This window comes from Xanthomonas nasturtii (assembly GCF_023337365.3).
Taxonomy (GTDB): Bacteria; Pseudomonadota; Gammaproteobacteria; order Xanthomonadales; family Xanthomonadaceae; genus Xanthomonas; species Xanthomonas nasturtii.
The window spans coordinates 4,099,112-4,124,669 of the sequence record NZ_CP142084.2 but is presented as its reverse complement, the minus strand read 5'-3'; the positions used below and the strand labels follow the sequence as shown (position 1 = coordinate 4,124,669).

The window sequence follows — 25,558 nt, the reverse complement described above, 5'->3', positions numbered from 1 at the left end:
GAGCAGCTTACAAACTTCTGCGCAGTTGGCAGGCGGGCGCGGCAGGCGCTCGGAATCGATATGGACCACCCGGACACTGCGGTTCCTCCGCGCCGTTCGCACCCACCTGACGACTGCTCGCTACGGTTTGTTAGCCGCGCTACATCAAGGCGTGTGTCGCTGAGTGCGTCAGGTGCCTGCGCGATGTAGTGAAAAAAACCTGCCTATCAAAGTGCATCGCGGCAGATGCAGCAGTGCGCATCGCGTGGCCGAGTGGATGCATGCTGCCTGCGCCAATAAAGTTGCGTGCAACCATCACTACAATCAGCGCAACGGCCTGGCGCTGAATGCAACAAGCGATTGCGTATCGCAGCGCATGCACGCAGTTGACAGCAGCCTCTGCTGCACGCGCAGAGGCTGCGATGCGCTGCACACGCGCAGCTCACGGAAAATACTGCGCGACGGTGCAGAACCTGCGACCGAATCGGCCTTCGTCGTGCATGCGCCATCGCTGAAACTGCATGAAACGCTTGCGCTGCACGCCTTTGCGAAAGTCGAGAACTTGGCGCGTATTGTGCGTAAGCACTGTAGTCGTCGAGATGCACACGGTGGAGTAATCATGATTACGCGCATTCTTCAGTTGTCCGCCCGCGTGGCGAGCAACGCATGGGTCGAGGTCGGCGTAGGCGCCGATGCCGACATCTTCGTCGCCGACCGCGGCGGCAAACGCGAGGAGCGCGCCACCTTCGGACGGCGCGCGCCAGGACAGCAGCGCTCGATCCATCTGCAGGAACCCGGTTGGCTGGGCGGCGTGGATCTGGCCATCTGGGAAACCCAGCGCTGCGCCATCCCGTTGTGCGGCTTCGTCTGCACCGCGTCGGCAGACGGCACGACTGCCGCAACCTGGTTGAGCCAGGATGGAGGCGCGGTGCATGCGGCCGGATTGCGCAACGTGATGGATATCGGCGGGCGCCTGCAGATGGGATTTTCGTTGCTGGTGGCCTCATCGGCGAGCATGCCTACGCATCGGCCGCTGTGCATCGATGGCGACTTGAGCAAGTGGCTGCAGATGGGCGGTGCCGAAGCGATGCGCCATCTCACGCCCTGGCGGCTGGAGCGTTGCGCCGCTGCTGCAGACGTGCGGCCAGAGTGGGCAAGCGACACCGGTTCAGCGCAGACTGCGCGGGTGTGAGCGCGCATGCCATGGTTCAACAAACAAAGGGGCCGATCGGCCCCTTTGTCGTTTCAGTCGGCGGTAGTTGATCTGAAATGGCTGGCAACATCGTGAGTAAACCGGTGTGCGGGCATGCTGGCGCTCAGCTGTTGTCCTGCTCGTCAGTGCTGTCGTCCAGGGCGCGTTGCTGCGCCTGGATGTGTTGCTGCTTGCCGTAGGTGCCGCTTTGGCCGAAGTTGGGTTGCGTGCTGCCATCGCGTTCCGGATGGCCGTCGGGTTCGCCTTCGCCCAATCCGCCGCCATGTCCTTGGCCGCGTTGATTGAAGGCTTCGGGCACGCCGTCGCGCGGTGGCTGCGCATCATGGGTGTTTGCAGCAGAGGGATCGTGTCGGCCCTGGCCATCTACCCACGCGTCCGTGCCGTGGCGGCGATAGGCGGATTGACGTTCGTCGTGGGTGTCGAGTCTGGATTTCTCGTTTATGCCAACTTCTGTGCAATGCAATGAAAAAGCCCGGAGCGTGGTCGCCCCGGGCCGGTGATGGGTGCAAGGCACCCATCGGGTTTGGCGCAGCTTGGAACCACTGCGCGGCAACGCGTTGGGAGCCGTGCTCAGCGCTGGATGTCGCCGGTGGTGGAGCCGGCACCCGGGCCTGCGCCCAGGTCGGCACCGGTCACGCGATCCAGCTCTGGATTGGACAGCAGACGTAAGGACATCGCATCCAGTGCCTGCGTCTGCGTGGCGTCCAGCGCCACCGTGGCCGAACCGTCGCCGCCATCGACTGCGGCCTGCGATTCGCTGTCTGCAACAACCTCCCATTGCTCGCCCGCATTCCACGGGCCGACCATGTCGCCTTCGCCCTGCGATGTGTTGTAGTACGTATCGGTGAAGCGCGGGTCGCCCGGCAGCTTGCCCGGCGGGAAATTCGGCTCGATCGAATACAAGGCCTTTTCGAACGACTTCTGATGCGCCACTTCGCGCGTCATCAAAAAGCGCAGCGCATCCACGATGCCCGGATCGTCGGTAACGGTAATCAGCCGCTCATATACCAGCTTGGCGCGCGCTTCGGCAGCGATGTTGGAGCGCATGTCCGCCGTCGGGCAGCCGATGCTGTCCACATACGCAGCCGTCCACGGCACGCCGCTGGAATTGACCAACGCCGGGCCACCGCCATACAGAATCTGCTGGGTGTGGCTGGTGCTGTTCTGGGTCATGGTGCGCATCTCCATGGCCTCTTCCATACCCTCGGAGAGCACCGCCTTCGGGCCCTTGTTGAGCATGGCAATGATCGAACCAATGATCTCCAGATGGCTCAATTCTTCGGTGGCGATATCGAACAGCAGGTCCTTGCGGCCCGGATCGTCTTCGCCCAATGCCTGGGTGAAATAGCGCATCGCCGCGGCAAGTTCGCCCTGCGGCCCGCCGAACTGTTCCAGCATCAACGTCGCCAGATCCGGGTTGGGTTGGGCGACGCGAACGGTATACATCAGACGCTTGTTGTGCATGAACATAGGTGGTGCTCCATGGCTGGCACCCGGCAACTACAACCACTCAGGGAGCGTGCAGAGACGTGGGGCTTGGCTCGGGGGGATACCTGCAGGAGTGCAGGCGAAGCAGGGCGGCGGTGCCGCCGTGCGTGGTGACTCAGGCGGCCTTGCTGGCCTTGGATGCCTTTGCGTTGCCGCCTTGCTCGGCGAGCAGGGTCAGCTTCTCGTCGGTGGCTTTTTCTTCCTCCAGCGTGGCCAGCAGCAGCGGCAGCGCGTCTGCATAGCCGAGTTGCTTGGCCATGGCTGCGATGGTGCCGTACGACGCAATTTCGTAGTGCTCCACCTTCTGCGCGCCACCGATCAGTGCGGCATCGCGCACCGGGCCGGCTTCGATTTCATCGATGACTTCGCGGCTTTCCTCCACCAGGCCTTCCATCGCGGCGCACTTGATGCGCTTGAGCTTGATGCCCAACACCTCGACAACCTGGTCGAGCCGTTCGATCTGGCCCTGGGTTTCCTCCAGATGGGTTTCGAAGGCTTCTTTCAGCTTCGGCTCGGTGGCCGCACGTGCAAGACGCGGCAGCGACTTGGTCAGCTGCTTCTCGGCGCTGTAGATGTCCGACAGTTCGTGGATGAAAAGTTCTTCGACAGTCTTGATCGCCATGTGTGGCTCCTTGGGGGTGGTCAGTGAGATAACTACAGCGTGTCATTGCGTGGGCGGTGCCGTCTTGCGTCGTTGCGTTGCGCGAAGACGCGCAGATGTATCGCTGCATCACAGCCGGTAACTGCGTATGCAGCGAGGTGTGTAACTCATCCGCAGAACATGCTGCGGGCATAGCCCCCGGCGTTCGTTGATGTCACCGTCGTTGTCGATTCGAGCTCAAGGCAGTACTGCGTGATCGCTACGCTAGTCCTGCGAGTGTTAGCGGGATTGGTGGAAACGGTGATCCCGATGCGATGGCGACCTGTGCTGTAGTGCAGGCCGCGTTCGCCGCGTGCGCGATAAGAGCGACGCTGAGTACTGCCCATGCAGCGGCGATGCAGCGTGCAGGGACGCTGCGGCTTCGCATCTACGCAGCACTGCACGCATGCACATGGATGCGTGACAACGCAGACGCATCTCGACGCGAGAGCCAGGCGATGACGCCACTGGACAAATCGTTACGGCGCGAACTGCAGATCGGCGAGCAGGCATACACCTTGGTCATCGATCCGCAGGGGTTGAAGCTGGTGGAGAAGGGCAAGCGCAAGGGCGTGGCATTGCGCTGGGACGCGCTGGTCAGCGGCGATGCCGCACTGGCCAGCGCATTGCAGGCATCGCTTGCCGAGCAGTAGTGCAGCGCTGCTGAGCTACTCGCTCAGGTTGCGAACAACCGCGCCAGCTCGCGCACCGCCGCTTCCGATGCTGCGCGATCGGGCCTGGCGTCTGCGTTGTTGAAGTCGTGCGCACCCTGCGATTGCACCAGCAGCCCGTCGCGCCGCGGCACCACGTTGAGATTGTGGCCGCGCCAGACCAGGCCATAGGTGACCTCCGGTTGCGGGATCAGGCGCGCGGTCTGCCCGCGCACCGGGATCACGCTGTCGTCGCCCAGCAGGGCGCGCGCACCGTATCCGGTGGCGTTGATCAGGATCTTCTCGCGCAGATCGCCAAATTGCCGCGGGTGCGCGAACTCCCGCGTATAGAGCTCGCCGCCTGCCTGCAGGAAGTCCTGGAGCAAGAGCCGCGCATAGGCGCTGAGGTTGAAGGTCAGCTGGCTGTAGCGGCGCACGAACGGGACCGGGAACGGGTGGCTGCCGGCCGCCACCGGCTGCGAGCGGGGGGCCAGGTCATGGATGAGTTCGCGCTCCAACGGCGGATAGTCCGGCTCATGCGCTTCGGCAGACGCGACAGGTTGATCGAACGGCACATCCGAGAGCGCGTAGCCATCGCGCCATTCGATCGGCTCGCCGGGCAGGCCCAGCAGGGTTTGATAACGGCGAAACGAAATGCGCGCCATCTCTTCCCAACGCGTCTTGAAATCGGCAGTGGCGTAGTCGCTGGTGCACACGCGCGAGTCCGGCGACCACACGCCGGTGGCATAGAACGAGCGCACATCCGGCAGGCGTTCGCGCGCATAGATGCGCACGCGCAGGCCGGCGCGTTGCGCGACCAGGGCAGTGGTCAGGCCGATCGCGCCACAGCCGATCACCGCCAGCTCGCGCGCATCCGCATCGGCGGCACGCACCAGCCGCAGCGCATGCTCGGCGGCGCCCCACGACAACGACCACCCGCTGCCGCCATGCCCGTAGTTGTGCACCACGGTCTTGCGCCCGATGCGCTCGGCTTCGATCCGCGGCCCCTGTGCACGAAACGGACGCGTGCAACCGTTGATGGCGATGATGCGATCGACCGCGGCGCGCATCGGTGCCAAGGGCGGGGTAGCCGCGAACTGCGTCAGCGAACCGTCCGGCGGCGTCGCCGGCAGCGCAGCGGGCGGCCTGACCAGCGCCTTGTCGGTGGCTGCCCAGCTGGCGGTGGAAGCGGCCGCGAGCGCAACGCCGGCGCTGCGTAAGAAATGACGACGGTGCATGCAACTCCCTGAGTGCTGTGATGGGTGGAGTGATCGCCACGATGCGCCTGGCCACGCTTGCGGCTGCCCGCTGATGCGGTCTACACATGCCGGCCGCCACAGCGCGGCACCCGAACTGCAGCGTTGACACCCGCAGGCGCCGAGCATAACGCGCGCGTCAGCCGCTGCCGGCGCTGCAGCGCCTTGCGTTTCGCACCGCGATCCTGGCGCTTGGTACCGCGCTGCCGGCCATTCGTCGCCCGGTGCTTTCGCCGCCGCGTGCGCCGGCTATGCTCGCCGCGTGCCAACCCAACGAGTTGCCCGCCTGTGTCTGCCAGCGTCTTGATGATCCTGCGTATCGTGTTCGCCTGGGCCGCCGCGTTGGTGGTGGCCGGGATCATGTGGGCGCAGTTGTTCGGCGCCATCGGCCCGTTCTTCGCCTTGGCCTGCGTGGTCTTGTTGACGCTGGCGTTGATGAGTTCGATCACCCATGTGCGGCGGGTCCGCCTGATCGCCGGGCGACTGGATCACACCACCTTGTCCACCCGTCAGCGCCGCCAGATCGAAGTGCCGCTGGATGTGCAGGCCAGCTTTGCGGTCATGGAAGAGGCGGTGCGTGCGCTGCCGCGTGTGCAGGACATCGAATGCGCGCCGGGCAGCCTGCTGATTCGTGCCAAGGTGCGCCGCATCGACCCGTACGCCGGCCGCCAGCCGTCGCGCTGGAACCTGTTTGCGCGCTTTGCCATCACCCATAACCAGATCCTGGCAACGATCACGCCGGGGCAGGGCACCAGCAGCGTCACCGTGTTGTGCGAGCCCGACGCCGGCGCCTGGGTGGATCTGTTCGCAGTGGACGAAGGCAGCAATTACGAAAACGCCGAGGCGATCAATCGCGCGGTGGTGCGCCGGGTCGGCGAGCAGCGTCGCGACGAACAGGCGGCCGCCGAGCAATCGGTGATGGAAAAGGAACTGGCGGTGGCACGCCTGAATCTGCTGCACGCCCAGGTCGAGCCGCACTTTCTCTACAACACCCTGGCCAGCGCACAGGTGCTGGCGCGCACCGACCCGCCGCGTGCGGACATCATGATCGGCCATCTGATCCAGTACCTGCGCAGCTCGCTGCCCAGCGCCGATGGCGCCATCGCCACCCTTGGCGAAGAACTCGAACGCACCCAGGCGTACCTGGAGATCCTGCGCATCCGCATGGGCGCGCGGCTGGCCTTGCAGGTGGAAGTGCCCTACGAACTGCGTGCGCTGCCGCTGCCGTCGATGATGCTGCAGACGTTGGTGGAAAACGCGATCAAGCACGGGCTGGAAGCCAAGCCCGGCGGCGGCACCGTGTGGATCCTGGCGCGCCGCCACGACGACCATGCCACCCTCACCGTGGCCGATGATGGGCAGGGCTTCAACACGCACAGCCAGGGCACCGGCATCGGGCTGAAGAACCTGCGCGAGCGGCTGCAGCTGATCTATGCCGGCAAGGCCAGCTTTGCCATCGTCTCCAACTTCCCCAGCGGGGTGGCTGCCACCATCAGCCTGCCATTGCCGGCGCAGCTGGTCGCCGCACCCTCGCCGCCGCCGTTGCCTACCGCTGCGGCGCACGCCCCGCAGGTGCAGGCATGAGCGCGTTGCGGGCAGTCGTTGCCGAAGACGAGGCATTGTTGCGGCAGTCGTTGCTGACGCTGCTGGCCGAGGTGTGCCCGCTGCTGCAGGTCGTGGGCGCTTGCGAAGATGGTGCCAGCGCGCTGGAGACCATTGCCGCGCAGCAGCCGGACGTGGTGTTCCTGGATATCCGCATGCCCGGCCTCACCGGTATCGACGTGGCGCGTGCCATGCGTGAGGTCAGCCCGCGTAGCCAGGTGGTGTTCGTCACCGCCTACGACCAGTACGCCATCGATGCGTTCGAACACGGCGCGGTGGATTACCTGCTCAAGCCGATCAGCCGCGAGCGCCTGCAGGCGGCCTGGCAGCGCGTGCAGCAGCGCGCCGCTGCCGGCCAGCCGGATGGTGCGCTGCTGGAGGCCTTGCTGCAGCGTCTGTCGGCGCGCCCGGCGGCGACCAGCGCCGCGCCGCCGCTGGCGTGGCTCACCGCCAGCAGCGGGCGCGAGACCCGCTTGATCGCGCTGGAAGACGTGGCGTATTTCCAGGCCGACCAGAAATACACCACGGTGATGACCTGCGCCGGCGAAGCGGTGCTGCGCACGCCGCTGCGCGAGCTGCTGGAGGTACTGGACCGGCAGGTGTTCAAACAGATCCACCGCTCCACCATCGTCAACATGAAAGCGGTGGCCTCGGTGGTGCGCGACGACACCGGCAAGGGCCGGCTGGCGCTGCGCGGCCGCAGCGAAACGCTCACCGTCAGCCAGCCGTTCATGACCCTGTTCCGCGGCATGTGAGCGCGGCCGGCAAGACGTCGCGCGCGCCGCGCTGGATGCGGACAGCGCGCTCGGAGCCGGAATGCGTGCGTGAGCATTACCTCCAATCCGAACACCGTGCGCGCCCGCCTGATGCCCGCCCATTGCGTTGCCGGCTGTTGCTGATTCCCCCGTTTGCATCGACCGAAAGGACTACCTTCATGCGCCTGATCGCCTCCCTGGTCTACTGCCTGCTCGCCCTGGCCGGCTGCCACGAACGCAATGGCACCACCTCCATCACCCGTGCCACCAGCGACGGCCGCGATGTGATCTTCAGCAAGACCCTGACCACCGCAACCACGACCAACGTGCATTGCCTGGCCAGCGACTCCGGCCACTGCTACTACCTGATCTACGAGGAACAGTGCGCCACCCGCAGCGGCGACAGCGCCAGCGCACCGGCCTGCGCCCGCAAGACCCTGGACAGCTTTGCGCTGACCCCGGGGCAGGTGCGCGAACTGCGCGGCGTCTCGGGTCAGATGCATGCCTGCGTGGACAGTACCGCACCCCGCGCCGACTGCCACGGCTGAGCCAGGAAGGTTGCTGCGCGCATGGGCCTGCGCGCAGATTCGGCGGGACGCGACCGACCAAAACTCCGCCAAGCCTGAATACGCACTGACGGCAAGCGGTCGCTTCTGCGATCATTACCGGCTTGTTGCCGGTTCACGGCGCCCTCACTGCCAGGCTTCTCATGTCCGAACACTCGCTGCGCCGCGACGTTGGCCCCTTCGCCCTCATGCTCACCGGTCTGGGCTCGATCATTGGTTCCGGCTGGTTGTTCGGCGCCTGGCGCGCGGCCGGGCTGGCTGGCCCCGGTGCGGTCTGGGCCTGGGTGCTGGGCGCGGCGATCATCACCACCATCGCGCTGTCCTACGCAGAGTTGGGCGCCATGTTCCCCGAGTCCGGCGGCATGGTGCGCTATAGCCATTACTCGCACGGCTCGCTGGTCGGCTTCATCGCCGGTTGGGCCAACTGGATCGCCATCGTTTCGGTGATCCCGGTCGAGGCCGAGGCCTCGGTGCAGTACATGGCCTCCTGGCCGTGGGCCTGGGCGCAAGGGCTGTATGTACAGGCGCCTGGCGGGGCAGGCGAGTTGTCGGTGCCGGGCCTGCTGATCTCGGCGGTGCTGGTGCTGGTGTATTTCTTCCTGAATTTCTGGAGCGTCAAGCTGTTCGCGCGCTCCAATACCTTGATCACCGTGTTCAAGCTGGTGGTGCCGGCCGCCACCGGCGTGGCGCTGATCGCCAGCGGGTTCCACACCGAAAATTTCAGCGTGGGCATCCACGGCGATGCGCACGTGCTGGACCTGGCTGCGGTGCTTACCGCCGTGGCCACCGCCGGCATCGTCTTCAGCTTCAATGGCTTCCAGAGCCCGGTGAACCTGGCTGGTGAGGCGCGCAACCCGGGCCGCAGCATTCCGTTCGCGGTGCTGGGCTCGATCGCGCTGGCCACGGTGGTCTACGTGATCCTGCAGGTGGCCTACATCGGCGCGGTGCCGCCGGATCTGCTGGCCAAGGCCGGCTGGCACGGCATCGATTTCCGCTCGCCGTTCGCCGAGCTGGCCATCATCGTCAACCTGCACTGGCTGGCGATGCTGCTGTACATCGATGCGTTCGTCAGCCCCAGCGGCACCGGCATCACCTATACCGCGACCACCGCACGCATGGTCTACGGCATGGAAAAGAACGGCACCATGCCGGCGGCGCTGGGCAAGCTGCACCCGGTCTGGGGCGTGCCGCGCATGGCGATGTTCTTCAACCTGGCGGTGTCGTTCGTGTTCCTGTTCTTCTTCCGCGGCTGGGGCACGCTGGCGGCGGTGATCTCGGTGGCCACCATCATTTCCTACCTCACCGGCCCGATCAGCGCGATGGCGCTGCGTCGCCACGCACCGGAGCTGCATCGCCCGCTGCGCATCGCCGCGCTGCCGGTGCTGGCCGGGGTGGCCTTCGTGATGGCCACCGAGTTGCTCTACTGGGCGCGCTGGCCGCTGACCGGCGAGATCATCCTGCTGATGGTCGTGGCGCTGCCGGTGTACTGCTACTACCAGGCCAAGCAGGGCTGGCCGGACCTGCGCCGCAACTTGAAGGGCGCGGCCTGGATGATCTGCTACCTGCCGATGATCGCGCTGCTGTCCTGGGCCGGCAGCAGCGATTTCGGTGGCCACGGCTATCTCAGCTACGGCACCGACCTGGCCGTGGTTGCTGCCGTCGGCGTGGTGTTCTACATCTGGGGCGTGCGCAGCGGTTGGCGCACCCCGTCGGTGGAAAAGGCGGTTGCGCAGGCCTGAGTGGGTTGCGCAGTCGGTGCGCTGCCAGCGCGTGCTGGCGGTTGCAGGACGTCCCGGCAACCGGCGCGCACTAGCCGCTGAAAATCAAACAAAAACGGCCGGTGCAGTGCGCACCGGCCGTTTTTGTTTGCAGCCCACGAGCGCTGCGGTGATGTGTTGCCGTTGTACGACCTCATTGCATCGGCATGCCGGGGTTTGTCAGGAATTGACCACCAGCCGCGGCGCGCCATCGAAGCGGTCGAGGTCGCGCAACAGTTCGGCATAGCGGCGTAACCGGCCCATTTCACGCATGTTGACGATGTCTTCGTGGCGCAGCTCGCGCTTGGAGCTCACATCCTGCTTGTAGCGCAACACTTCCGGGTAGCTGCGCGTCATGTCCAGCGCATCGGCCACGCACTCGACCGAGTCCGCGTCCGGCGTCAACCGCTCGCGGCTGTTGAAGGCACGCAGCCAGCGCTCGAAACCGGCGCTATGGTCGAACAGGTCGGCGATGTACCACATCACGAACAGGATCGACGCCCACGAGGTAAAGATGATCACCACGCGGCTGAAGGTCAGGTGGTAATCGTTCTGCCACAGCTGGTGGGTGATGACCCCCAGCAGCACCAGCGAGATCGCCTGCCAGCCGATGATCGAGGCGATCACCCATTGTTTCTTGGCCAACTTGAGCAGCGTGAGCTCTTCGTCCAGCTGCGCGTCGGTCTTGTCGCGCCAGTGAGCCACCTGCTCGTCGAAGGAGAGCCGATGGAGTGCATTGTCCTGCAATAGCAGGCCTAAACCCTGGAACAAAGCGATCATGACAAGCTCCTGACGGTTGGCTGGTACGAACGACTTGCTGCACTGGCCGCGGCCGGTGCCCTGGAGCGCCCGATGCGCCGTGCCATGCACGGACGCTGTCGGACGGCCCTAGTTCTAGCACTTTCGCCGTGCATGGCAATGCCTGAGGCGACCCTATGGCCGCGCAAAGTTGCGCATCCACGCACAAAACGCTGAATTCAGGTGGTTTAGCCGCAATCACGCCAGATCGCGCGTGCGTTGCGTCGCCTCTCTTGTTGCACTGCACACCTGACAGTGCGGCGATGCCTGCGTGACCGAGATGTGGGCCGTGGAGTGGACGGCGCCGTCTGTGCGGACCAGAGCGGCCACCAGAATGACGGCACCGCCGCCGGGAGGACATTGCAGGTGGACGGACCCGGGATTGTGATTCGCGTGTTGGGATCCTTCCGCAGCACCTGGCGCTCTCTGACGATGACGAGCGCCGGCGCTGACGCTTCACTCGCGTGTGCGCGCTCGCTGGCTCGACTGCAACGAACGAGGGCGCAGGTCTGTGCCTAACGGGCGGATGAGGCAGCTGTGCCCGACCGGGCGGATGCTGACGCGGTCGTGCAGGCGCACCCGTATCATCGCCGCATGTCAGCCGTCCTGCGTGCCCTCACCGCCCCCGCCGCCGAACAGATCCGCCGCTGGGTGCTTGGCGCGTTTCCGCGTGGTCAGAGCACCATCGAATACGACCAGCCACTGGGCGACCCCGGCATCTTCGGGCCCGACAGCGTCACCTGGCGCATCCACTCCGAATTCCCCGGCATGCTGTCCGACGGGTTGTGCGCATTGATGCTGCAACTGCTGCACCCGCGCGCGCTGGCCGGGGTCTACGACCATTCCAACTTCCGCGCCGACCTGGTTGGACGGCTACGGCGCACCACCAACTTCGTCGCCGGCACGACCTACGCGCCTCGTGCGGAGGCCGAGCAGTTGATTGCGCGCGTGCGCAACATCCATTCGCATATCCGCGGCCACACTGCCGACGGCGTGCCGTACGAAGCCAACGATCCTGCGCTGCTGACCTGGGTGCATGTCACCCAGGCGTACGGTTTTCTGCAGGGATGCCGGCGCTATTGCCGCGACGTGCCGGGCGCCATCGCCGACCGCTATTACGACGAAGCGCGACGCGTGGCCGAAGCCCTGGGCGCCACCAACGTACCCGCCAGCGAGGCCGAGGTGGACAGGTATTTTGCGTCGGTGCGCGGCCAGTTGCGTATGGACGCACGTTCGCGCGAGGTGCTCGACATCCTCACCAGCATCCAGCTACCGGTGCCCGCCGCAGGCCTGTCGCGCGGCGTGTTTCTTGGCGCGGGCATGGCCTTGTTGCCCGGCTGGGCCAGCGACATGCTCGGCCGCACCACCACGCAACGCGCGCAGGCGCGCGCATCGGCACGTCTGCTACGCGGCCTGTCGCCGCTGTTCCGCACTGCATTACGCGATGGCCTGTCTGCGCGCGGGTGCAGGCGCATGCAAATGCCGCCGGCGATGTTGCTGGAGTGGCCTGACCGGGCGTGATGGTTGCGAGGTTGGGTTGGTTGCGAGCGACATGGCGCGGCCCGGGAGCGGCTCACAAGCGAGGATGCGCGCGGGCGGTAGCGTGATGCGACACCGTACCCTCACCCCAACCCCTCTCCCGAGGGGAGAGGGGCTTTCAGCACCCTGCTGCCGCAGCGGCTAGGTGCAGCGTTGCGTGCAGCATCCTGCATGCCAGCAGCAATCGAACACTAGCCCCTCTCGCGCTGAGGTGAGGGTAAAAAAACTAGCCCCTCTCCCCTCGGGAGAGGGGTTGGGGTGAGGGTAGGGCGCACGTCGAGCGGCAGCCCAGGCGTCACGGGTCTCGAAGCAGGCAAGCCAGCACAGGAATCGTAAGTGCTGCGCTGATCACTTCGTGCTGAGAACCGGTACAGCAGCAGCAACAACAGCAACAACAACAGCAACAGCAACAGCAACAACAACAGCAACAGCAACAACAACAGCAACAACAACAGCAACAGCAACAGCAACAGCAACAACAACAGCAACAGCAACAGCAACAGCAACAGCAACAGCAACAGCAACAACAACAACAACAACAGCAACAGCAACAGCAACAGCAACAGCAACAGCAACAGCAAAAGCAAAAGCAACAGCAAAAGCAAAAGCAACAGCAACAGCAAAAGCAACAGCAACAGCAACAGCAAAAGCAAAAGCAACAGCAACAGCAAAAGCAACAACAACAGCAACAGCAACAGCAAAAGCAACAACAGCAACAACAGCAACAGCAACAGCAACAGCAACAGCAACAGCAACAGCAATAACATGCACGCATAAAGCTTAGCGGCGTCTCATGTCACGCCCGATCCCGTGGCGATGTCACTCAACCTTCAACACCAGACCAGTCCTAGCAGCGAAGAACTGCGCAGCAGACACGCGTATCAGTCACGCGATAGCACCAGTGTTGAACAGTAGCTCTGCAGCGATCAGTCCAAACAGCCCTGCAGCAACCAGCGCCAACAACTACCAGATCTTGACCCGCTGCTCAGGCGCCAGATACAGCTGCTGGTCCTGGGTCACGTCGAAGGCCGGATACCACGCATCCAGATTGCGTACGGTTTGCGCGCGGAAGCGGCCGGGGGCGTGCACGTCGGTGAGCACGACATTGCGCAGCGCTGCGTCGCGGTACTTGCCGCGCCAGGCTTGCGCAAAGCCCAGGAAAAAGCGCTGATCCGGGCTGAAACCGTCGATGGTCTGCGGCTGCTTGCCCTGCAGCGACAACTGGTAGGCATCGTAGGCAGTGGCCAGGCCCGCGACGTCGGCGATGTTTTCGCCCAACGTCAGTTTGCCGTTGACCGACAAATCGTCGAACGGTTTGTAGGCACTGAACTGCGCGGCCAACGCGTTGCCGGCGCTCTCGAACTTCTTCAGGTCCTGCGGCGTCCACCAGTTGTGCAGCTTGCCATGTTCGTCGAACAACGCGCCCATGTTGTCGAAGCTGTGGCTGATTTCGTGCCCGATCACCGCGCCGATCGCACCGTAGTTCACCGCATCGTCGGCAGCCGGGTCGAAGAACGGCGGCTGCAGGATCGCTGCCGGGAAGAGCAGGCGATTTTCCAGCGGTACATTCAGCGCGTTGACCTCCTGCGGCAACAGGTACCACTCGTGGTGATCGACCGCCTTGCCGAGCTTGGCCAGGTTGCGGCGGTACTCGAACAGCTGGGCGCGTTGCACATTGCCCAGTGCATCGTCGCGACGCACCTCCAGCGCGCTGTAGTCGCGCCAGGTGTCCGGGTAGCCCACCGCCACCGTCAAACCGGCGATCTTGGCCTTGGCGTGCTGCTTGGTCTCGGCGCTCATCCATCCCAGCGCATCGATGCGCTTGCCGAACGCGGTGATGATGTTCTTGACCATCTCTTCGGCCCGCGTCTTGGTCTGCGCGCTGACGTACTTCTGCACATAGCGCTTGCCAACCGCTTCGCCCAGGGCTGCGTTGGTCGCGTCGATGCCGCGTTTCCAGCGCTGACGCTGCTGCGGGGTGTCTTCCAGGGTGGTGCCGTAGAACGCGAAGCGCTCGTCGGCGAAGGCCTTGGACAGATACGGCGAGGCGCGGTCCAGCGCGCGGAAGGCCAGATAATCCTTCCAGGTCTGCAGCGGCTCGGAGTGCACCAGCGCCGACAATCCGCTCACCGCGCGCGGCTGCCACACGATGAAGTCCTGCTGTGCGTTCAAACCGGCTGCATCGAAGAACAGCGTCCAGTCCAGGCCCGGGGCATTGCGCACGAAATCGGCCTGTCTCCAGGCATTGGCGCCGGCCTGCACGTTGTTGGTCTGCTCGGCGGTGGCGTGCACATGCGCGATGGCGGTTTCCAGTGCCAGGATGCGCTCGGCCCTGGCCTGCGCATCGCCGATGCCGGCCAGCTCCAGCAGCGTGACGATGTGCGTGCGGTAGGCATCGCGCAGCCGCGCCATGCGCCCACCGTCGAGATAGAAACTGCGCTCCGGCATGCCCAGGCCGCCTTGCACCAGATACGGCACATAGCGGTCAGGGTGATGCAGATCCTGCGACACCCACAGGCCGAACAGCCGGTCGGTGTAGAAATTGGTGGAATTGAGCAGATCCACGTCGGCACGCAGCTGGCCGCCCAGGGTGCGCGCCAGCGCCTGCTTGTCGTCGAGCTGGGCGATCGCATCCAGTTCCGGCTGCACCGGGCGCACGCCCTTGGCTTCGATGCTGGCTTCGTCCATGTAGGCGGCGTAGTAGTCGCCGATCTGCTTGTCTTCGCCGGTGACGCGGTCGTTGGCGGCAGCGCCTTCGATGATGTCGCGGCTATGCCGCTCGGTCTCGATGGCGATGGCGACGAAGCTGTTGAAGCTGGAGCGGTCTTTGGGAATCTGTGTGGTCTTGACCCAGTTACCGCTGGCGTAATCGAAGAAGTCGTCTCCCGGCGCCACGCTGCGGTCCATGCCGGCAACATCGAAGCCGAAATCGCCGAGCTTGGGCGTACTGGGGGGCGGGGTTGCGTGCGTGCTCGCGGCCGGTGCCACGCCATCGCGGTGACACGCGGCGGTGGTCAGCAGCGCAGCAGAGATGGCAGCGATCAGGACGAGGCGATGCAAGGAAGCCATGCGGCGTAACTCGTATACCGAGACAGGCAGCACAGTGTAAGTGGCCTGCGGTGTCATGTGCCGGCTCGAGGGCAGGCTCCACTGCGGATCGGGGTGTTGCGGACACGCTCGGTTCAGCGCCGGCGCTGATACCAGAAACCGAGCGCATCGCGGGTCTGCAACATGCGCCGCCCACGCCATAGAAACCGCAGCAGCAGACCAAGGTGTTCGCGCTTGGAAAAGCTGCGCAACTTGCGGTCGGAGGTGTGCACGGTCTGGCGCAAGATCACAAAGCGCCCGCAGCGCGCCAGCGCGCGGCTCAGGGCCACATCTTCGCCGGCGTAATAACGCGTATCGAAGCCGCCGGCGCTGACGAATGCCACGCGCGTGCAGAACAGGAAGCACCCCGGCGCAATGCCGGAAACACGAAAAAACCAGCCAAACATCGCTTGCGCTGCGCGCTCTGACCACACGCGTTTGCCCTGCAGATGCACCTGCGCACCGCCGCCCACCGCGCCGGCATCCAGCGCATCCAGCGCCGCGCCAACCACCTGCGGGTTGATCAAGGTGTCGGCATCCAGAAACAGCAGGCGCTCGCCGTGTGCGGCCTGCGCGCCGGCGTTGCGGGTGGCGGCTATATGCCGCAATTGCACTTCCAGGACCTGCGCACCATTGCTGCGCGCGATGACGGCGGTCTCATCTGCGCAGGCATCCGCCACCACAATCACCTCGTAGTCCAGCTGCATGGCCTGCGCGCAGGCATGCAGGCACTGCAGCGTGTCGCCGATCAGCGCGGCTTCGTCATGGGCGGGGATCACGAAGGACAGCATGGGCGTACGCGGTGTGGAGTGCTGCCGAGTGTGCAAGCGCAGACGATGCGGCGGCGTGAGTACACGCGGTCAGCCCGGTGACGCGGCGCCGAAGCGAGCGCGACGGTTGCGTGCCTTGCCCGGGCGTGCAGCCACCTCGATGCCTACGCAGGAACCTGCGGCGGCGTGCGCCAGCGCTTGCGCATCGCGATCGCTGCGGAAAGGGACGCCACCGCGCCTGGACGTGAGCAACCGAGCCATCGAGGTCAGTCAGACCTGCAAATGCCCCGAGCCAGCGGCCGCGTGGCCGATGTGCAACCACGCGGCGTTGGCTCAGCGGTTGACCGCACCCATCATCGCTTCCGGATAGCGCGTGCCGGCCGCAGCCTGGGGCGGGAAGATGGCATCGATGCGGGCCAGTTCGTCCGGCATCAGCGCCACGTCCAGCGCGCCGATGTTTTCTTCCAGATAGGCCAGCCGCTTGGTGCCCGGAATCGGAATCAGGTCCTGGCCCTGTGCCAGGACCCACGCCAGTGCCAGTTGCCCGGGCGTGATGTCCTTGTCGGCAGCAATCGCCTTGACCTGCTCCACCAGCTGCAGGTTGCGGGTGAAGTTGTCGCCCTGAAAGCGCGGCGAATGGCGGCGGTAATCGCCGGCATCGAAATCGTCCGGCGACGAAAACGCGCCAGTCAAAAAGCCGCGCCCCAGCGGCGAGTACGGCACGAACCCGATGCCGAGTTCGCGCACCGCGGCGAACACGCCGTTGTCTTCCGGCTCGCGCGACCACAACGAATATTCGGTCTGTACCGCGGTGATGGGATGCACCGCATGCGCACGGCGAATGGTGGCCGCGGCCGCTTCCGACAAGCCGAGAAAGCGCACCTTGCCCTGGTCGACCAGGCGCGCCATCGCACCCACGGTGTCTTCGATCGGCACGTTGGGATCGACGCGGTGCTGGTAGTACAGATCGATGTGCTCCACCCCCAACCGGCGCAGGCTGGCCTCGCACGCGGATTGCACGTACGCCGGGCTGCCATCGATGCCACGCACCGACGGGTCGTTGGGGTCGAGCTTGATGCCGAATTTGGTGGCCAGGAACACTTCGTGCCGGCGCGAAGCGATCGCCTTGCCGACCAGCACTTCATTGGTATGCGGGCCGTACATGTCGGCGGTGTCGAGCAGGCTGATACCACGGTCGAGCGCGCGGTGGATCACCGCGATCGACGCGGCCTCGTCGCTGCGGTCGCCATAGAACGCACTCATGCCCATGCAGCCAAGGCCGAGCGCCGAAACGGTGGGGCCGGAACGGCCAAGTGTGCGGGTTTGCATGGTGGGGGACTCCGTGCAGCAAAAAGATCGCGCAACAATGGCGCGGCGGGCGTTAGCGCGATGTGGCCCGCGCACTGACGCGCAGCCTACGGAACTCAACAGGCAAGGCTGCCGGATTCCGCGGGCTGTTGTGGGCTGCGGTCAGCTCTTTAGCTTGGCGGTGTATTCGGCGACGCGCTTGCCGAGCAGCCTGGCCGTTTCCAGATCGCCTTCGCGCGGCGCTTCGTCCGGCGATGCGTCCGATGGCGAAATGGCCAGTGCGCCGCCCCAGCCGCCGGTCCAGTTCACGTCCTGCGGGCCGTGCGCCTTGGTGTTGGCTGGCGGCAGCCCGGTGCCCACCCAGATCTGGCCATGCTGCTGCGACAGGGTCCAGAAATACTGGATGGTGGTGGCCTTGTCGCCGTTCACGGACGCCGAGTTGGTGAAGCCGGCCGCGATCTTGTCCTTCCACGCCTGGGTAAACCACGGCTTGGAGCTGGCGTCGGCAAATTTCTTGAACTGCCACGCCGGCCCGCCCATGTAGGTGGGGCTGCCGTAGATGATGGCGTCGGCGGCACTGATCGCTTCCCAGGCGTCGTCGGGCAGGTTGCCGTCCTGGTCGATGCGGTACAGCGTGGCCTCGCCAACGCTGGCTGCGCCGGCATGCACCGCTTCGGCCTGCTTGACGGTGTGGCCGTAGCCGCTGAAATACACAATGGCGATCTTGCTCATGGACACTCCTGTTGAACGGGGGGCGGGGATTGTGTACACACCGACCGCGACAGCAGAATGACCACGCGCGGGACGAACTGTTGCCGGGGTCGGTTGCCGATGCCTGTCGAAGCGCGATGCGCTTGCTCACTACTCAAGCAGGCCCCGGCTCGGCCATGCCCGCGACCAGGTAATCGATGAAGCTGCGCACCTTCGGCGCCCGGCGGCGATGTGCGGTTCGGCCAGGAAATCCGGCTGGATCACGATGCCTTGCCCGGGCAGCGCAGCCGCGCTCAGCACGTGCCCACTGTTGGCGCGCAGGCCGCCGTGCAGGCGCACGTCGATGTCGCCCTGGGGCCCGTAAGCGCACCTCGTCGCCGGTGGGCGCGTAGTGGTAGAGCCGGCATTCGTGGCCAGCCAGATCGGCGGGGTGCTGCGGGGTGCCTGCACGCGCCAGGTAGGCAGGCGAGGCACACGGCAGCAGCCGCAGCTTGCCCAGTTGGCGTGCGATCAGCATCGGCGCCGGCTGGCGGGTGATGCGGATGGCGACATCGAAACCTTCTTTGACCATGTCGACCATGTCGACCATCTCGACCAGGCGGTCGGACAGCGACAGGTCCGGCTCTACCTGCGGGTAGCGCGCGAAAGCCCGGCAGCAAGGCGCCCTGGCGCCCGATGCCGTAACTCACCGGTGCATTCACCCGCAGCACGCCCGCCGGCTCCAGCGCCTGCGCGCCGATGGTGGCTTCCAGGTCGTCCAGATCGGCGAGCAGTTGCAGGCAGCGCTGGTAGTACGCGCTGCCGGCACTGGTCAGGCTGACCCGGCGGTAGGCTGCAATGTGCCCTCAACGGAGTCTGCCCATGACCGCCGCTCTTGCATCCCCACGTTCCGTTGCCTATGGCGCGGCCTTGCTGCGCATCAGCCTGGGCATGCTGTTTCTGGTGCATGGTCTGACCAAACTGCTGGTGTTCACCCCGGCTGGCAGCGCGGCCTATTTCCAGTCGCTCGGCCTGCCCGGCGCGCTGGCGTACGTCAGCATGACGCTGGAGTTCGGCCTGGGCGTGTTGTTGCTGCTGGGCACCTATGCGCGCCGGGACGTGCTGCTGGGCACGGTTGTCGCCGTGCATGGCGACAACGGGTTCGGCTTCTCCAATCCGGGCGGCGGCTGGGAATACCCGGCGCTGTGGGCGGTGTTGCTGATCGTGCAGGCGTTGCCTGGCGACGGCGCATTCGCAGTGAAGCCATCGCGCGGAGCTGTGTTTCATCCATCGAGGAGCTGTCCATGACCCGCCTGCCCTCCCTGTATATCTCGCACGGCTCGCCGATGACTGCACTGCAGCCGGGGCAGGTCGGCGAGCGGCTGGCCGAATTGCGGCAGGCGCTGTCGCGGCCGCGCGCCATCGTCGTGGCCAGCGCGCACTGGCTGGGCCGTCGCCCGCTGGTGAGCGGCGCGGTGCGGCCGTCCACCATCCACGACTTCGGCGGCTTCCCGGCGCCGCTGTACGAGCTGGACTACCCGGCGCCCGGCGAGGCGGCACTGGCGCAGCAGATCGTGCGCCGGCTGGAGCGGGCCGGCCTGCATCCGCATCTGGACCCGCAGCGCGGCTTCGACCACGGCGTCTGGGTGCCGCTGCGCCTGCTGTATCCCGACGCCGACATCCCGGTGGTGTCGCTGTCGATCCAGCCCGAGCTTGGCCCCGCGCACCAGTTTGCGGTAGGGCGCGCGCTGGCGCCGTTGCGCGATGACGGCGTGCTGGTGATCGGCTCGGGCAGCATCACCCACAACCTGCACGACTTCCGCCACGGCTACAGCGACGCGCGCGAAGCGCCGTACGTGCGGCCCTTCATCGAATGGGCAGAGCGCAAGCTGCTCGACAACGACATCTCCGCGCTGCTGGACTACCGCCGCCAGGCACCGCATGCCGAACGCGCGCATCCCAGCGACGAACATTTTCTGCCGCTGTACGTGGCGATGGGCGCGGCTGGCGATGACCGGCTCGGCGCGCAGCGCATCGACGCCGGCATCGATGCGGGTTTCCTGGCGATGGATATCTACCGCTTCGACGGCCGGGCGGCGCCGACTGATCCGGTTGCGGCATAGCGCCGGTGCGCCAGTGCAGGTCGCACTGCGCTGCTGGGGGTATTTCGCCCAAGGTTGCGCGGTGCCGCCAAGGCTGACCGGGCTGATGGTTCAGGCCCCGGCCTGCATTGCGTTTTGCGGCGACCCGGTTGACGTGATTGCCGGTGCTACAGATTAGGTTGCTGCCAGCAGCAAGCGCCCTGGTCGAACTGCCAGGGCGCCAAGATCGCGGTGCCACCATGGGCCTGCAGGCAGGTCTCTGGCCGGTGCCCCGGTGTCGGCACGGGGCGGCCAGGCGTGTGCCGTGACGGCAGGTGCTACCGGCTAGTGCTCTGAAGCATTCACGATCGGGTGCGGCGCAATCTCATAGGCTGAGACGCCGCCGCTGCATGCTGCCCGCGTGAAAATCCTCGACAAGCTCGCCGTCCTCGCCGACGCCGCAAAATACGACGCCTCCTGCGCCTCCAGTGGCGCCAACAAGCGCAATTCGCTCGGCACCGGCGGGATCGGCAGCACCGAGGGCATGGGCATTTGCCACTCGTACACGCCCGATGGCCGCTGCGTGTCGCTGTTGAAAATCCTGCTGACCAACTTCTGCATCTTCGATTGCGCGTATTGCGTCAATCGCGTGTCCAGCAACGTGCGCCGCGCGCGCTTCACGCCGGAAGAAGTGGTCACGCTCACGCTGGATTTCTACAAGCGCAATTACATCGAAGGCCTGTTCCTGTCCAGCGGCATCATCCGCAACTCCGACTACACCATGGAGCAGCTGGTGGAAGTGGCGCGGCAGCTGCGCGAGGTGCATCACTTCGCCGGCTACATCCATCTCAAGACCATCCCCGATGCAACGCCGGAATTGCTGGCCGCGGCCGGGCGCTATGCCGACCGCTTGAGCATCAACGTGGAGTTGCCCACCGAGCAGGGCCTGACACTGCTGGCGCCGGAAAAGAGCGTGGGCGGTATCCGCTCGGCAATGGGCGAGCTGCGCTGGCGCATCGAAGAAAATCAGCTTGAGCGCAAGGCCGAAAAAGTGCGCCGCGCCAAGCCGCCACGGTTTGCACCGGCCGGGCAGAGCACACAGATGATCGTCGGCGCCGACGATGCCAACGACCGCAGCATTCTGGACACCAGCCACAATCTGTACGGCAATTACCGCATGCGCCGGGTGTACTACTCGGCCTTTAGCCCGATCCCGGATGCCTCGTCCAAGTTGCCACTGCAGGCACCGCCGTTGCAGCGCGAACACCGGCTGTATCAGGCCGATTGGTTGCTGCGCTTCTACGACTTCAGCGTGGAGGAAATTGCGCCGGCGCAGTCCAGCGGCATGCTGGATCTGGACGTGGATCCCAAGCTGGCATGGGCACTACGCAACCCGGAGCGCTTTCCGGTGGATTTGAACGTGGCGCCGCGCGAGATGCTGCTGCGCGTGCCGGGCCTGGGCACGCGTAACGTGGAGCGCTTGTTGTTGTCGCGCCGGCATGCGCGCCTGCGCGTAGGCGACCTGGCGCGGCTGCGCGTGCCGATGAAAAAGCTGCTGCCGTTCGTGAGCGTGCTCGATCACCATCCGCGGCAACGACTGGACGACCCGGTGCGGTTGCGCGCGCAATTGGCACCCGCGCCGCGCCAGGCCAGTCTGTTCGAGTGACGCCTGTCCCTTCTCCCGTCGGGAGAAGGTGCCCAGAGGGCGGATGAGGGTACGGCCGCACGCAGCGTTGGAAAGTCCTTGGCGCCGCCAGTAGAGCGATGGCGATGGCGAGAATTGAGAGGTCAGGTGTCAACGATGTTCAGCGCTGAAGTAGAACCCGGTTGGAGTCTGGAAGGGTGGCGTGCGCTGGCGCGGGCGGGGTGGTGTGCGCAGGTGGAGCCTGATTCCATTGCGTGGAATGGGGGAGTGCAGGGCGGGCTGTTGATGGGGCAGGGGTTGCTGGATTTGCCGGCGGTGGTTGCCGCGCCGCGGGTGTCGGCGGAGTTCTTGCAGATGGCGGGTGCGGTGCTGTGTCATCGCGATCCGCAGCGCTATGCGGTGTTGTATCGGCTGTTGTGGCGGTTGGCGTCCGGTGAGCGCGCGTTGCTGGAGCGGGCAACCGATGTCGATGTGCATCGGGTGGCGCAATGGCAAAAAGCGGTGCAGCGCGATACCCACAAGATGAAGGCCTTCGTACGCTTTCGGCGCTTGCCCGGCGAAGAAGAAGACTTTGTGGCGTGGTTCGAGCCCGAACACTGGATCGTGGATCGGGTGGCGCCGTTTTTCGCGCGCCGTTTCGCTGGAATGCGCTGGGCGATTCTGACTCCGTATCGCAGCGTGCGCTGGGATGGCGAGGCGTTGACGTTCGGCGAGGGTGCGGTGCGCACCCAAGTGCCGGCCGACGATGCGCAGGAGACGCTGTGGCGCACTTACTACGCGCATATCTTCAATCCGGCGCGGCTCAATCCCACCATGATGCGGCAGGAGATGCCGCAGAAATACTGGAAGAACCTGCCCGAGGCGAGCTTGTTGCCGGAGCTGATCCGCGAGGCCGGCGTGCGCGTGCGCGAGATGGCCGAGCGTGCGCCAGAGCCGGTGCGGCGGCGAGTGCCGGTCGCGCCAGCGCCGGTCCCGGAAGTGGCCACGCAAAGCCTGGCGCAGTTGCGCGTGGCCGCGCGCGATTGCCGGCGTTGCGCGTTGTGGCAACCGGCAACGCAGACGGTGTTCGGCGAAGGTCCGAACGATGCATCGGTGATGGTGATCGGCGAGCAGCCGGGCGACGAAGAGGATCTGAGCGGGCGTCCATTCGTCGGGCCGGCCGGGCGCCTGTTCAACATGGCGCTGGGCGAGATCGGAATCGATCGCGCCACGGTCTATGTGACCAACGCGGTCAAGCATTTCCGCTTCGAGCAACGCGGCAAGCGGCGGCTGCATCGCAACCCGGAGCGCGCGCATGTGCAGGCATGCAGTGGATGGTTGCACGCGGAACGCGCACAGCTGCGCCCGGCGCAGATCGTGTGTCTGGGCGCAACTGCAGCACAAGCGGTGTTGGGCAGCGGTTTTCGATTGATGCAGCAACGCGGGCAGTGGCAGCGTCTGGATGACGGCACGCCGGTGCTGACCACGGTGCATCCGTCCTGGGTGTTGCGCCAGCCATCGACGGATGCACGCGAAGAAGGCTATCGCGGATTTGTCGAAGATCTGCGTCAGTTATTGAGCCCACCGCAGCCGCCGGAACCAGCGTTCGAAAACGAAAAGCAAGAGTAGTTAAAAAAGGACCCGCTCCGTTTTACTAGCCGCTCCAGGCCGAAATACAGGCAAAAAAATACGCGTACAAATGCACGCGCACGGTGTCGGAGAATCAGCACACCAAACGGAGCGACCGGCACGCCGGTCACTCCGTACACACATCAGCAAGGAGGCATCGCGCTGCAACTGCAGGCAATTACGGCATCAATACCTTGTCCACCACGTGGATCACGCCATTGCTCTGCATGACATCGGCGATGGTGACGTTGGCGGTATTGCCCTTGACGTCGGTAATGGTGACCTTCTTGCCATTGAGCTTTGCGGTAAGCGGTTCACCCTGCACGGTGGTCAGCGTGGCACTACCGCCGCCGGCCTTGATCTTGGCGATCAGCGAGGCGGCATCCACCTTGCCCGGCACCACGTGATAGGTCAGCACCTTGGTCAGCGTCGGCTTGGATTCGGGCTTGAGCAAGGTGTCCACGGTGCCAGCCGGCAGTGCAGAGAAGGCCGCATTGGTGGGCGCGAACACGGTGAACGGACCCGGGCCCTTCAGCGTGTCGACCAGACCGGCCGCTTTGACGGCAGCCACCAACGTGGTGTGGTCCTTGGAGTTGACCGCGTTGTCGACAATATCCTTGGTCACCAGCATCGGCGCGCCGCCAACGGTCGGATTGGACGCAGCGTAGGCGGGGGCCATCGCGCTGCTTAGGGCAATGGCGGTGGCAACGGCAAGCGACTGGAATGAGGTCTTCATGAGGCATCGATCCTTTGGGTAAGCGATCGCCTGGATGGCAATCGTAATGCTGGATACGCGCCTGGATGCGGCGCGGATGCATCACGTGTTTTTCACATGGCCGTGCTGCATTGCAGCGTCACTCCATATCTTTCGTGTCATCATTGCGGAAAGGACGCGATGCGATGCGTCTGTTCGATCGACGATGGCAACGATGCCGACTGACAGATGAAAATCCACTTGGCGAAATGCAGCGTTCTCAACACGCATCCAGCGAATTGACTGGCGCGGTGAGGGCGCTGCGCATTCGACAACTTTGCGTTTGCTGCAGGGCCCTTGCCCGCCCACCATCGCAGGACGCGGCGCAAGTACGTCCCTGTAGCTCTGGCGCGGCATCCATGCCGCTCAAGGTCCCGCGGCGGTGAGCGGGCAAGGGCCAGTCGAGTTGGTCGGTGTGCAGAAGCGAGGGCGCGATGAGTACATCACCAAGTCCATCGTGTCGGAGCGAGCGCTCGAGCATCCAAATGCTGCACGCATGTTCGCTGTTGGCAAAAGCACGCCCGCACAGTGCAACTATCTTGCTCGCGCTTGCGCAATGAACACGGCTGAGAGGCTGTAAAACACGAAGTCGAAAAAGAGCCAATACAACCGGGTGCTGCTGCCGCATGGCTGGCAGCAGGCATGCTGACAGTGTTGGTTACTGCACAAGCAGCAGCTGTCACGCCGACGCCAAGGCATGCGCCCTCAGCCACAGCGGCGGTTCCTGCAGACGATATCTATCGAACAGGTCAGCGCTGGAGCGTTCCGGGCGAGTGGGACTTCACCGTGGATAGCGCACGCGTGGCCACGGTGACGATTCCCAATCATGGCGGCTCCGGGGTTCCTATGCCAGTGATCCTGTTGACCCATCGCTACAAGAATCCGGGCTTCGACGACAGTACCAATTTTAAGGATGGCGGTGCATCGACGCTGGCGTTTTCGAAGGCGCATCTCGACGTGGTCGATGCGAACGATGCAGGCAACGGCGGTGCAGGTAATTACCCCGTGCACATCAAGCTGGTTGAAGACAGCAACGGCCAGAAGGTCGGGCAGGAAATGGTCGGCGCGCAGTGGACATCTGCGTTCAAGAAAAAGCCCAAGACGGTCAAGGTGACGGTGAGTCACGACGATTCCAGGCTGAAGCTACATGAAGGGCCATCTGGTCCCGGTCGAGGCCACCCGGCCAGCGAAGTCGCATGCGAACAGGCACGTGCACAACAGCTGACCGCGTTGCATCTCCCCGCCGCCGCAATTGCAGCAGGTGCCCCGGCATGGCGCTGGTTTGGCGAATCAACGCCGCATTGTCAGGTGGATGGCCTGTCCATCCGGCAGCGTATGCAGCAGGGCCTGATCGCCAGCGATCAGCACTAGC

At 65.1% G+C, this 25,558-nt stretch carries 24 protein-coding genes, 1 other RNA gene and 1 pseudogene; 13 read left to right on the top strand and 13 right to left on the bottom strand.

From position 1 onward, the window contains the following. Window positions 1–60 precede the first annotated feature (60 nt). A non-coding RNA gene (locus tag M3O59_RS18000) (sX9 sRNA) lies at window positions 61–136 on the top strand. A gap of 462 nt (window positions 137–598) precedes the next feature. Further along, window positions 599–1,171, top strand: a complete 573-nt coding sequence (locus M3O59_RS17995; RefSeq protein ID WP_116906203.1) for a hypothetical protein — start codon at window positions 599–601, stop codon at window positions 1,169–1,171. A 124-nt stretch (window positions 1,172–1,295) separates the two neighbouring features. On the opposite strand, the gene M3O59_RS17990 is transcribed toward M3O59_RS17995, so the two are convergent. From M3O59_RS17990 to M3O59_RS17980, 3 genes are all read right to left on the bottom strand, one after another. Then, window positions 1,296–1,634, bottom strand: a complete 339-nt coding sequence (locus tag M3O59_RS17990; RefSeq protein WP_064634451.1) for a hypothetical protein — start codon at window positions 1,632–1,634, stop codon at window positions 1,296–1,298. 128 nt (window positions 1,635–1,762) lie between these two features. After that, window positions 1,763–2,662, bottom strand: coding sequence for a manganese catalase family protein (locus M3O59_RS17985; RefSeq protein WP_116906179.1), 900 nt, complete (start codon window positions 2,660–2,662; stop codon window positions 1,763–1,765). A 133-nt stretch (window positions 2,663–2,795) separates the two neighbouring features. After that, entirely contained in the window at window positions 2,796–3,302 is a 507-nt protein-coding gene (locus M3O59_RS17980; RefSeq protein WP_064634439.1) for a YciE/YciF ferroxidase family protein, read from the bottom strand. A 476-nt stretch (window positions 3,303–3,778) separates the two neighbouring features. Between M3O59_RS17980 and M3O59_RS17975 the strand changes: the two genes are divergently transcribed. Further along, window positions 3,779–3,973, top strand: coding sequence for a hypothetical protein (locus tag M3O59_RS17975; RefSeq protein ID WP_064634450.1), 195 nt, complete (start codon window positions 3,779–3,781; stop codon window positions 3,971–3,973). 23 nt (window positions 3,974–3,996) lie between these two features. On the opposite strand, the gene M3O59_RS17970 is transcribed toward M3O59_RS17975, so the two are convergent. After that, window positions 3,997–5,208: an FAD-dependent oxidoreductase gene (locus tag M3O59_RS17970; protein WP_249046599.1), complete on the bottom strand. Its 1,212-nt coding sequence runs from the start codon at window positions 5,206–5,208 to the stop codon at window positions 3,997–3,999. A gap of 306 nt (window positions 5,209–5,514) precedes the next feature. Here M3O59_RS17970 and M3O59_RS17965 point away from each other — a divergent pair, with 306 nt between their 5' ends. From M3O59_RS17965 to M3O59_RS17950, 4 genes are all read left to right on the top strand, one after another. Then, entirely contained in the window at window positions 5,515–6,810 is a 1,296-nt protein-coding gene (locus M3O59_RS17965) for a sensor histidine kinase (protein WP_064634437.1), read from the top strand. Further along, complete coding sequence (locus M3O59_RS17960) at window positions 6,807–7,583, top strand: LytR/AlgR family response regulator transcription factor (RefSeq protein ID WP_116906177.1); 777 nt, start codon at window positions 6,807–6,809, stop codon at window positions 7,581–7,583. The genes M3O59_RS17965 and M3O59_RS17960 overlap by 4 nt, the downstream gene beginning before the upstream one ends. Before the next feature lie 179 nt (window positions 7,584–7,762). Further along, window positions 7,763–8,131, top strand: coding sequence for a hypothetical protein (locus M3O59_RS17955; RefSeq protein WP_249047005.1), 369 nt, complete (start codon window positions 7,763–7,765; stop codon window positions 8,129–8,131). Between the two features lie 161 nt (window positions 8,132–8,292). Further along, a complete protein-coding gene (locus M3O59_RS17950) occupies window positions 8,293–9,888 on the top strand; it encodes an APC family permease (protein WP_064634434.1) in 1,596 nt (531 codons plus the stop codon). A 198-nt stretch (window positions 9,889–10,086) separates the two neighbouring features. Here the strand turns inward: M3O59_RS17950 and M3O59_RS17945 are convergent, their stop codons facing one another. After that, window positions 10,087–10,686, bottom strand: coding sequence for a hypothetical protein (locus M3O59_RS17945; RefSeq protein ID WP_064634449.1), 600 nt, complete (start codon window positions 10,684–10,686; stop codon window positions 10,087–10,089). A gap of 612 nt (window positions 10,687–11,298) precedes the next feature. Here M3O59_RS17945 and M3O59_RS17940 point away from each other — a divergent pair. After that, on the top strand, window positions 11,299–12,225 hold the full coding sequence (locus M3O59_RS17940) for an oxygenase MpaB family protein (RefSeq protein WP_249047004.1): 927 nt from the start codon (window positions 11,299–11,301) through the stop codon (window positions 12,223–12,225). Between the two features lie 366 nt (window positions 12,226–12,591). Here M3O59_RS17940 and M3O59_RS17935 read toward each other — a convergent pair whose 3' ends face one another. From M3O59_RS17935 to M3O59_RS17910, 6 genes and pseudogenes are all read right to left on the bottom strand, one after another. Continuing rightward, a complete protein-coding gene (locus tag M3O59_RS17935; RefSeq protein ID WP_249054634.1) occupies window positions 12,592–13,014 on the bottom strand; it encodes a hypothetical protein in 423 nt (140 codons plus the stop codon). Window positions 13,015–13,206: 192 nt separating this feature from the next. Then, window positions 13,207–15,276 carry a M13 family metallopeptidase gene (locus M3O59_RS17930; protein WP_147308566.1) on the bottom strand — a complete coding sequence of 690 codons (2,070 nt, stop codon included), beginning with the start codon at window positions 15,274–15,276 and terminating at the stop codon, window positions 13,207–13,209. A 149-nt stretch (window positions 15,277–15,425) separates the two neighbouring features. Further along, window positions 15,426–16,121: a glycosyltransferase gene (locus M3O59_RS17925; protein WP_116906688.1), complete on the bottom strand. Its 696-nt coding sequence runs from the start codon at window positions 16,119–16,121 to the stop codon at window positions 15,426–15,428. Between the two features lie 312 nt (window positions 16,122–16,433). After that, window positions 16,434–17,429 (bottom strand): aldo/keto reductase, encoded by a 996-nt coding sequence (locus tag M3O59_RS17920; protein ID WP_064634678.1) that lies wholly within the window; start codon window positions 17,427–17,429, stop codon window positions 16,434–16,436. 141 nt (window positions 17,430–17,570) lie between these two features. Then, complete coding sequence (locus tag M3O59_RS17915) at window positions 17,571–18,140, bottom strand: flavodoxin family protein (protein WP_064634679.1); 570 nt, start codon at window positions 18,138–18,140, stop codon at window positions 17,571–17,573. 133 nt (window positions 18,141–18,273) lie between these two features. Further along, window positions 18,274–18,946, bottom strand: a pseudogene (locus M3O59_RS17910) (substrate binding domain-containing protein); the annotation flags it as partial. 34 nt (window positions 18,947–18,980) lie between these two features. Between M3O59_RS17910 and M3O59_RS17905 the strand changes: the two are divergent. The 4 genes from M3O59_RS17905 (at window position 18,981) to M3O59_RS17890 (ending at window position 23,432) form a co-directional block, all read left to right on the top strand. Next, window positions 18,981–19,406, top strand: a complete 426-nt coding sequence (locus M3O59_RS17905; protein WP_064634680.1) for a DoxX family protein — start codon at window positions 18,981–18,983, stop codon at window positions 19,404–19,406. Then, on the top strand, window positions 19,403–20,221 hold the full coding sequence (locus tag M3O59_RS17900; protein ID WP_116906687.1) for a dioxygenase family protein: 819 nt from the start codon (window positions 19,403–19,405) through the stop codon (window positions 20,219–20,221). The genes M3O59_RS17905 and M3O59_RS17900 overlap by 4 nt, the downstream gene beginning before the upstream one ends. Before the next feature lie 379 nt (window positions 20,222–20,600). Then, window positions 20,601–21,845, top strand: a complete 1,245-nt coding sequence (locus tag M3O59_RS17895; protein ID WP_064634682.1) for a putative DNA modification/repair radical SAM protein — start codon at window positions 20,601–20,603, stop codon at window positions 21,843–21,845. Between the two features lie 135 nt (window positions 21,846–21,980). After that, window positions 21,981–23,432 carry a UdgX family uracil-DNA binding protein gene (locus M3O59_RS17890; protein WP_116906686.1) on the top strand — a complete coding sequence of 484 codons (1,452 nt, stop codon included), beginning with the start codon at window positions 21,981–21,983 and terminating at the stop codon, window positions 23,430–23,432. 178 nt (window positions 23,433–23,610) lie between these two features. Here the strand turns inward: M3O59_RS17890 and M3O59_RS17885 are convergent, their stop codons facing one another. Both M3O59_RS17885 and M3O59_RS17880 read right to left on the bottom strand, forming a co-directional pair. Continuing rightward, a complete protein-coding gene (locus M3O59_RS17885; RefSeq protein WP_181920651.1) occupies window positions 23,611–24,168 on the bottom strand; it encodes a fasciclin domain-containing protein in 558 nt (185 codons plus the stop codon). 81 nt (window positions 24,169–24,249) lie between these two features. Beyond that, the gene (locus tag M3O59_RS17880) at window positions 24,250–24,417 is read right to left on the bottom strand and encodes a hypothetical protein (RefSeq protein ID WP_249047940.1); all 168 of its coding nucleotides are present in this window, start codon (window positions 24,415–24,417) and stop codon (window positions 24,250–24,252) included. Window positions 24,418–24,828: 411 nt separating this feature from the next. Between M3O59_RS17880 and M3O59_RS17875 the strand changes: the two genes are divergently transcribed. After that, complete coding sequence (locus M3O59_RS17875) at window positions 24,829–25,557, top strand: hypothetical protein (protein ID WP_249047003.1); 729 nt, start codon at window positions 24,829–24,831, stop codon at window positions 25,555–25,557. The last annotated feature ends 1 nt before the right edge of the window (window position 25,558 follow it).

Coding starts and splice junctions, on each gene's coding strand:
- M3O59_RS17905 (WP_064634680.1), top strand. CDS start 18,981: ATGACCGCCGCTCTTGCATCCCCACGTTCCGTTGCCTATGGCGCGGCC.
- M3O59_RS17920 (WP_064634678.1), bottom strand. CDS start 17,429: ATGCAAACCCGCACACTTGGCCGTTCCGGCCCCACCGTTTCGGCGCTC.
- M3O59_RS17880 (WP_249047940.1), bottom strand. CDS start 24,417: ATGCGTGTTGAGAACGCTGCATTTCGCCAAGTGGATTTTCATCTGTCA.
- M3O59_RS17900 (WP_116906687.1), top strand. CDS start 19,403: ATGACCCGCCTGCCCTCCCTGTATATCTCGCACGGCTCGCCGATGACT.
- M3O59_RS17950 (WP_064634434.1), top strand. CDS start 8,293: ATGTCCGAACACTCGCTGCGCCGCGACGTTGGCCCCTTCGCCCTCATG.
- M3O59_RS17945 (WP_064634449.1), bottom strand. CDS start 10,686: ATGATCGCTTTGTTCCAGGGTTTAGGCCTGCTATTGCAGGACAATGCA.
- M3O59_RS17890 (WP_116906686.1), top strand. CDS start 21,981: ATGTTCAGCGCTGAAGTAGAACCCGGTTGGAGTCTGGAAGGGTGGCGT.
- M3O59_RS17995 (WP_116906203.1), top strand. CDS start 599: ATGATTACGCGCATTCTTCAGTTGTCCGCCCGCGTGGCGAGCAACGCA.
- M3O59_RS17985 (WP_116906179.1), bottom strand. CDS start 2,662: ATGTTCATGCACAACAAGCGTCTGATGTATACCGTTCGCGTCGCCCAA.
- M3O59_RS17915 (WP_064634679.1), bottom strand. CDS start 18,140: ATGAGCAAGATCGCCATTGTGTATTTCAGCGGCTACGGCCACACCGTC.
- M3O59_RS17955 (WP_249047005.1), top strand. CDS start 7,763: ATGCGCCTGATCGCCTCCCTGGTCTACTGCCTGCTCGCCCTGGCCGGC.
- M3O59_RS17970 (WP_249046599.1), bottom strand. CDS start 5,208: ATGCACCGTCGTCATTTCTTACGCAGCGCCGGCGTTGCGCTCGCGGCC.
- M3O59_RS17925 (WP_116906688.1), bottom strand. CDS start 16,121: ATGCTGTCCTTCGTGATCCCCGCCCATGACGAAGCCGCGCTGATCGGC.
- M3O59_RS17980 (WP_064634439.1), bottom strand. CDS start 3,302: ATGGCGATCAAGACTGTCGAAGAACTTTTCATCCACGAACTGTCGGAC.
- M3O59_RS17940 (WP_249047004.1), top strand. CDS start 11,299: ATGTCAGCCGTCCTGCGTGCCCTCACCGCCCCCGCCGCCGAACAGATC.
- M3O59_RS17875 (WP_249047003.1), top strand. CDS start 24,829: ATGCTGACAGTGTTGGTTACTGCACAAGCAGCAGCTGTCACGCCGACG.
- M3O59_RS17975 (WP_064634450.1), top strand. CDS start 3,779: ATGACGCCACTGGACAAATCGTTACGGCGCGAACTGCAGATCGGCGAG.
- M3O59_RS17885 (WP_181920651.1), bottom strand. CDS start 24,168: ATGAAGACCTCATTCCAGTCGCTTGCCGTTGCCACCGCCATTGCCCTA.
- M3O59_RS17960 (WP_116906177.1), top strand. CDS start 6,807: ATGAGCGCGTTGCGGGCAGTCGTTGCCGAAGACGAGGCATTGTTGCGG.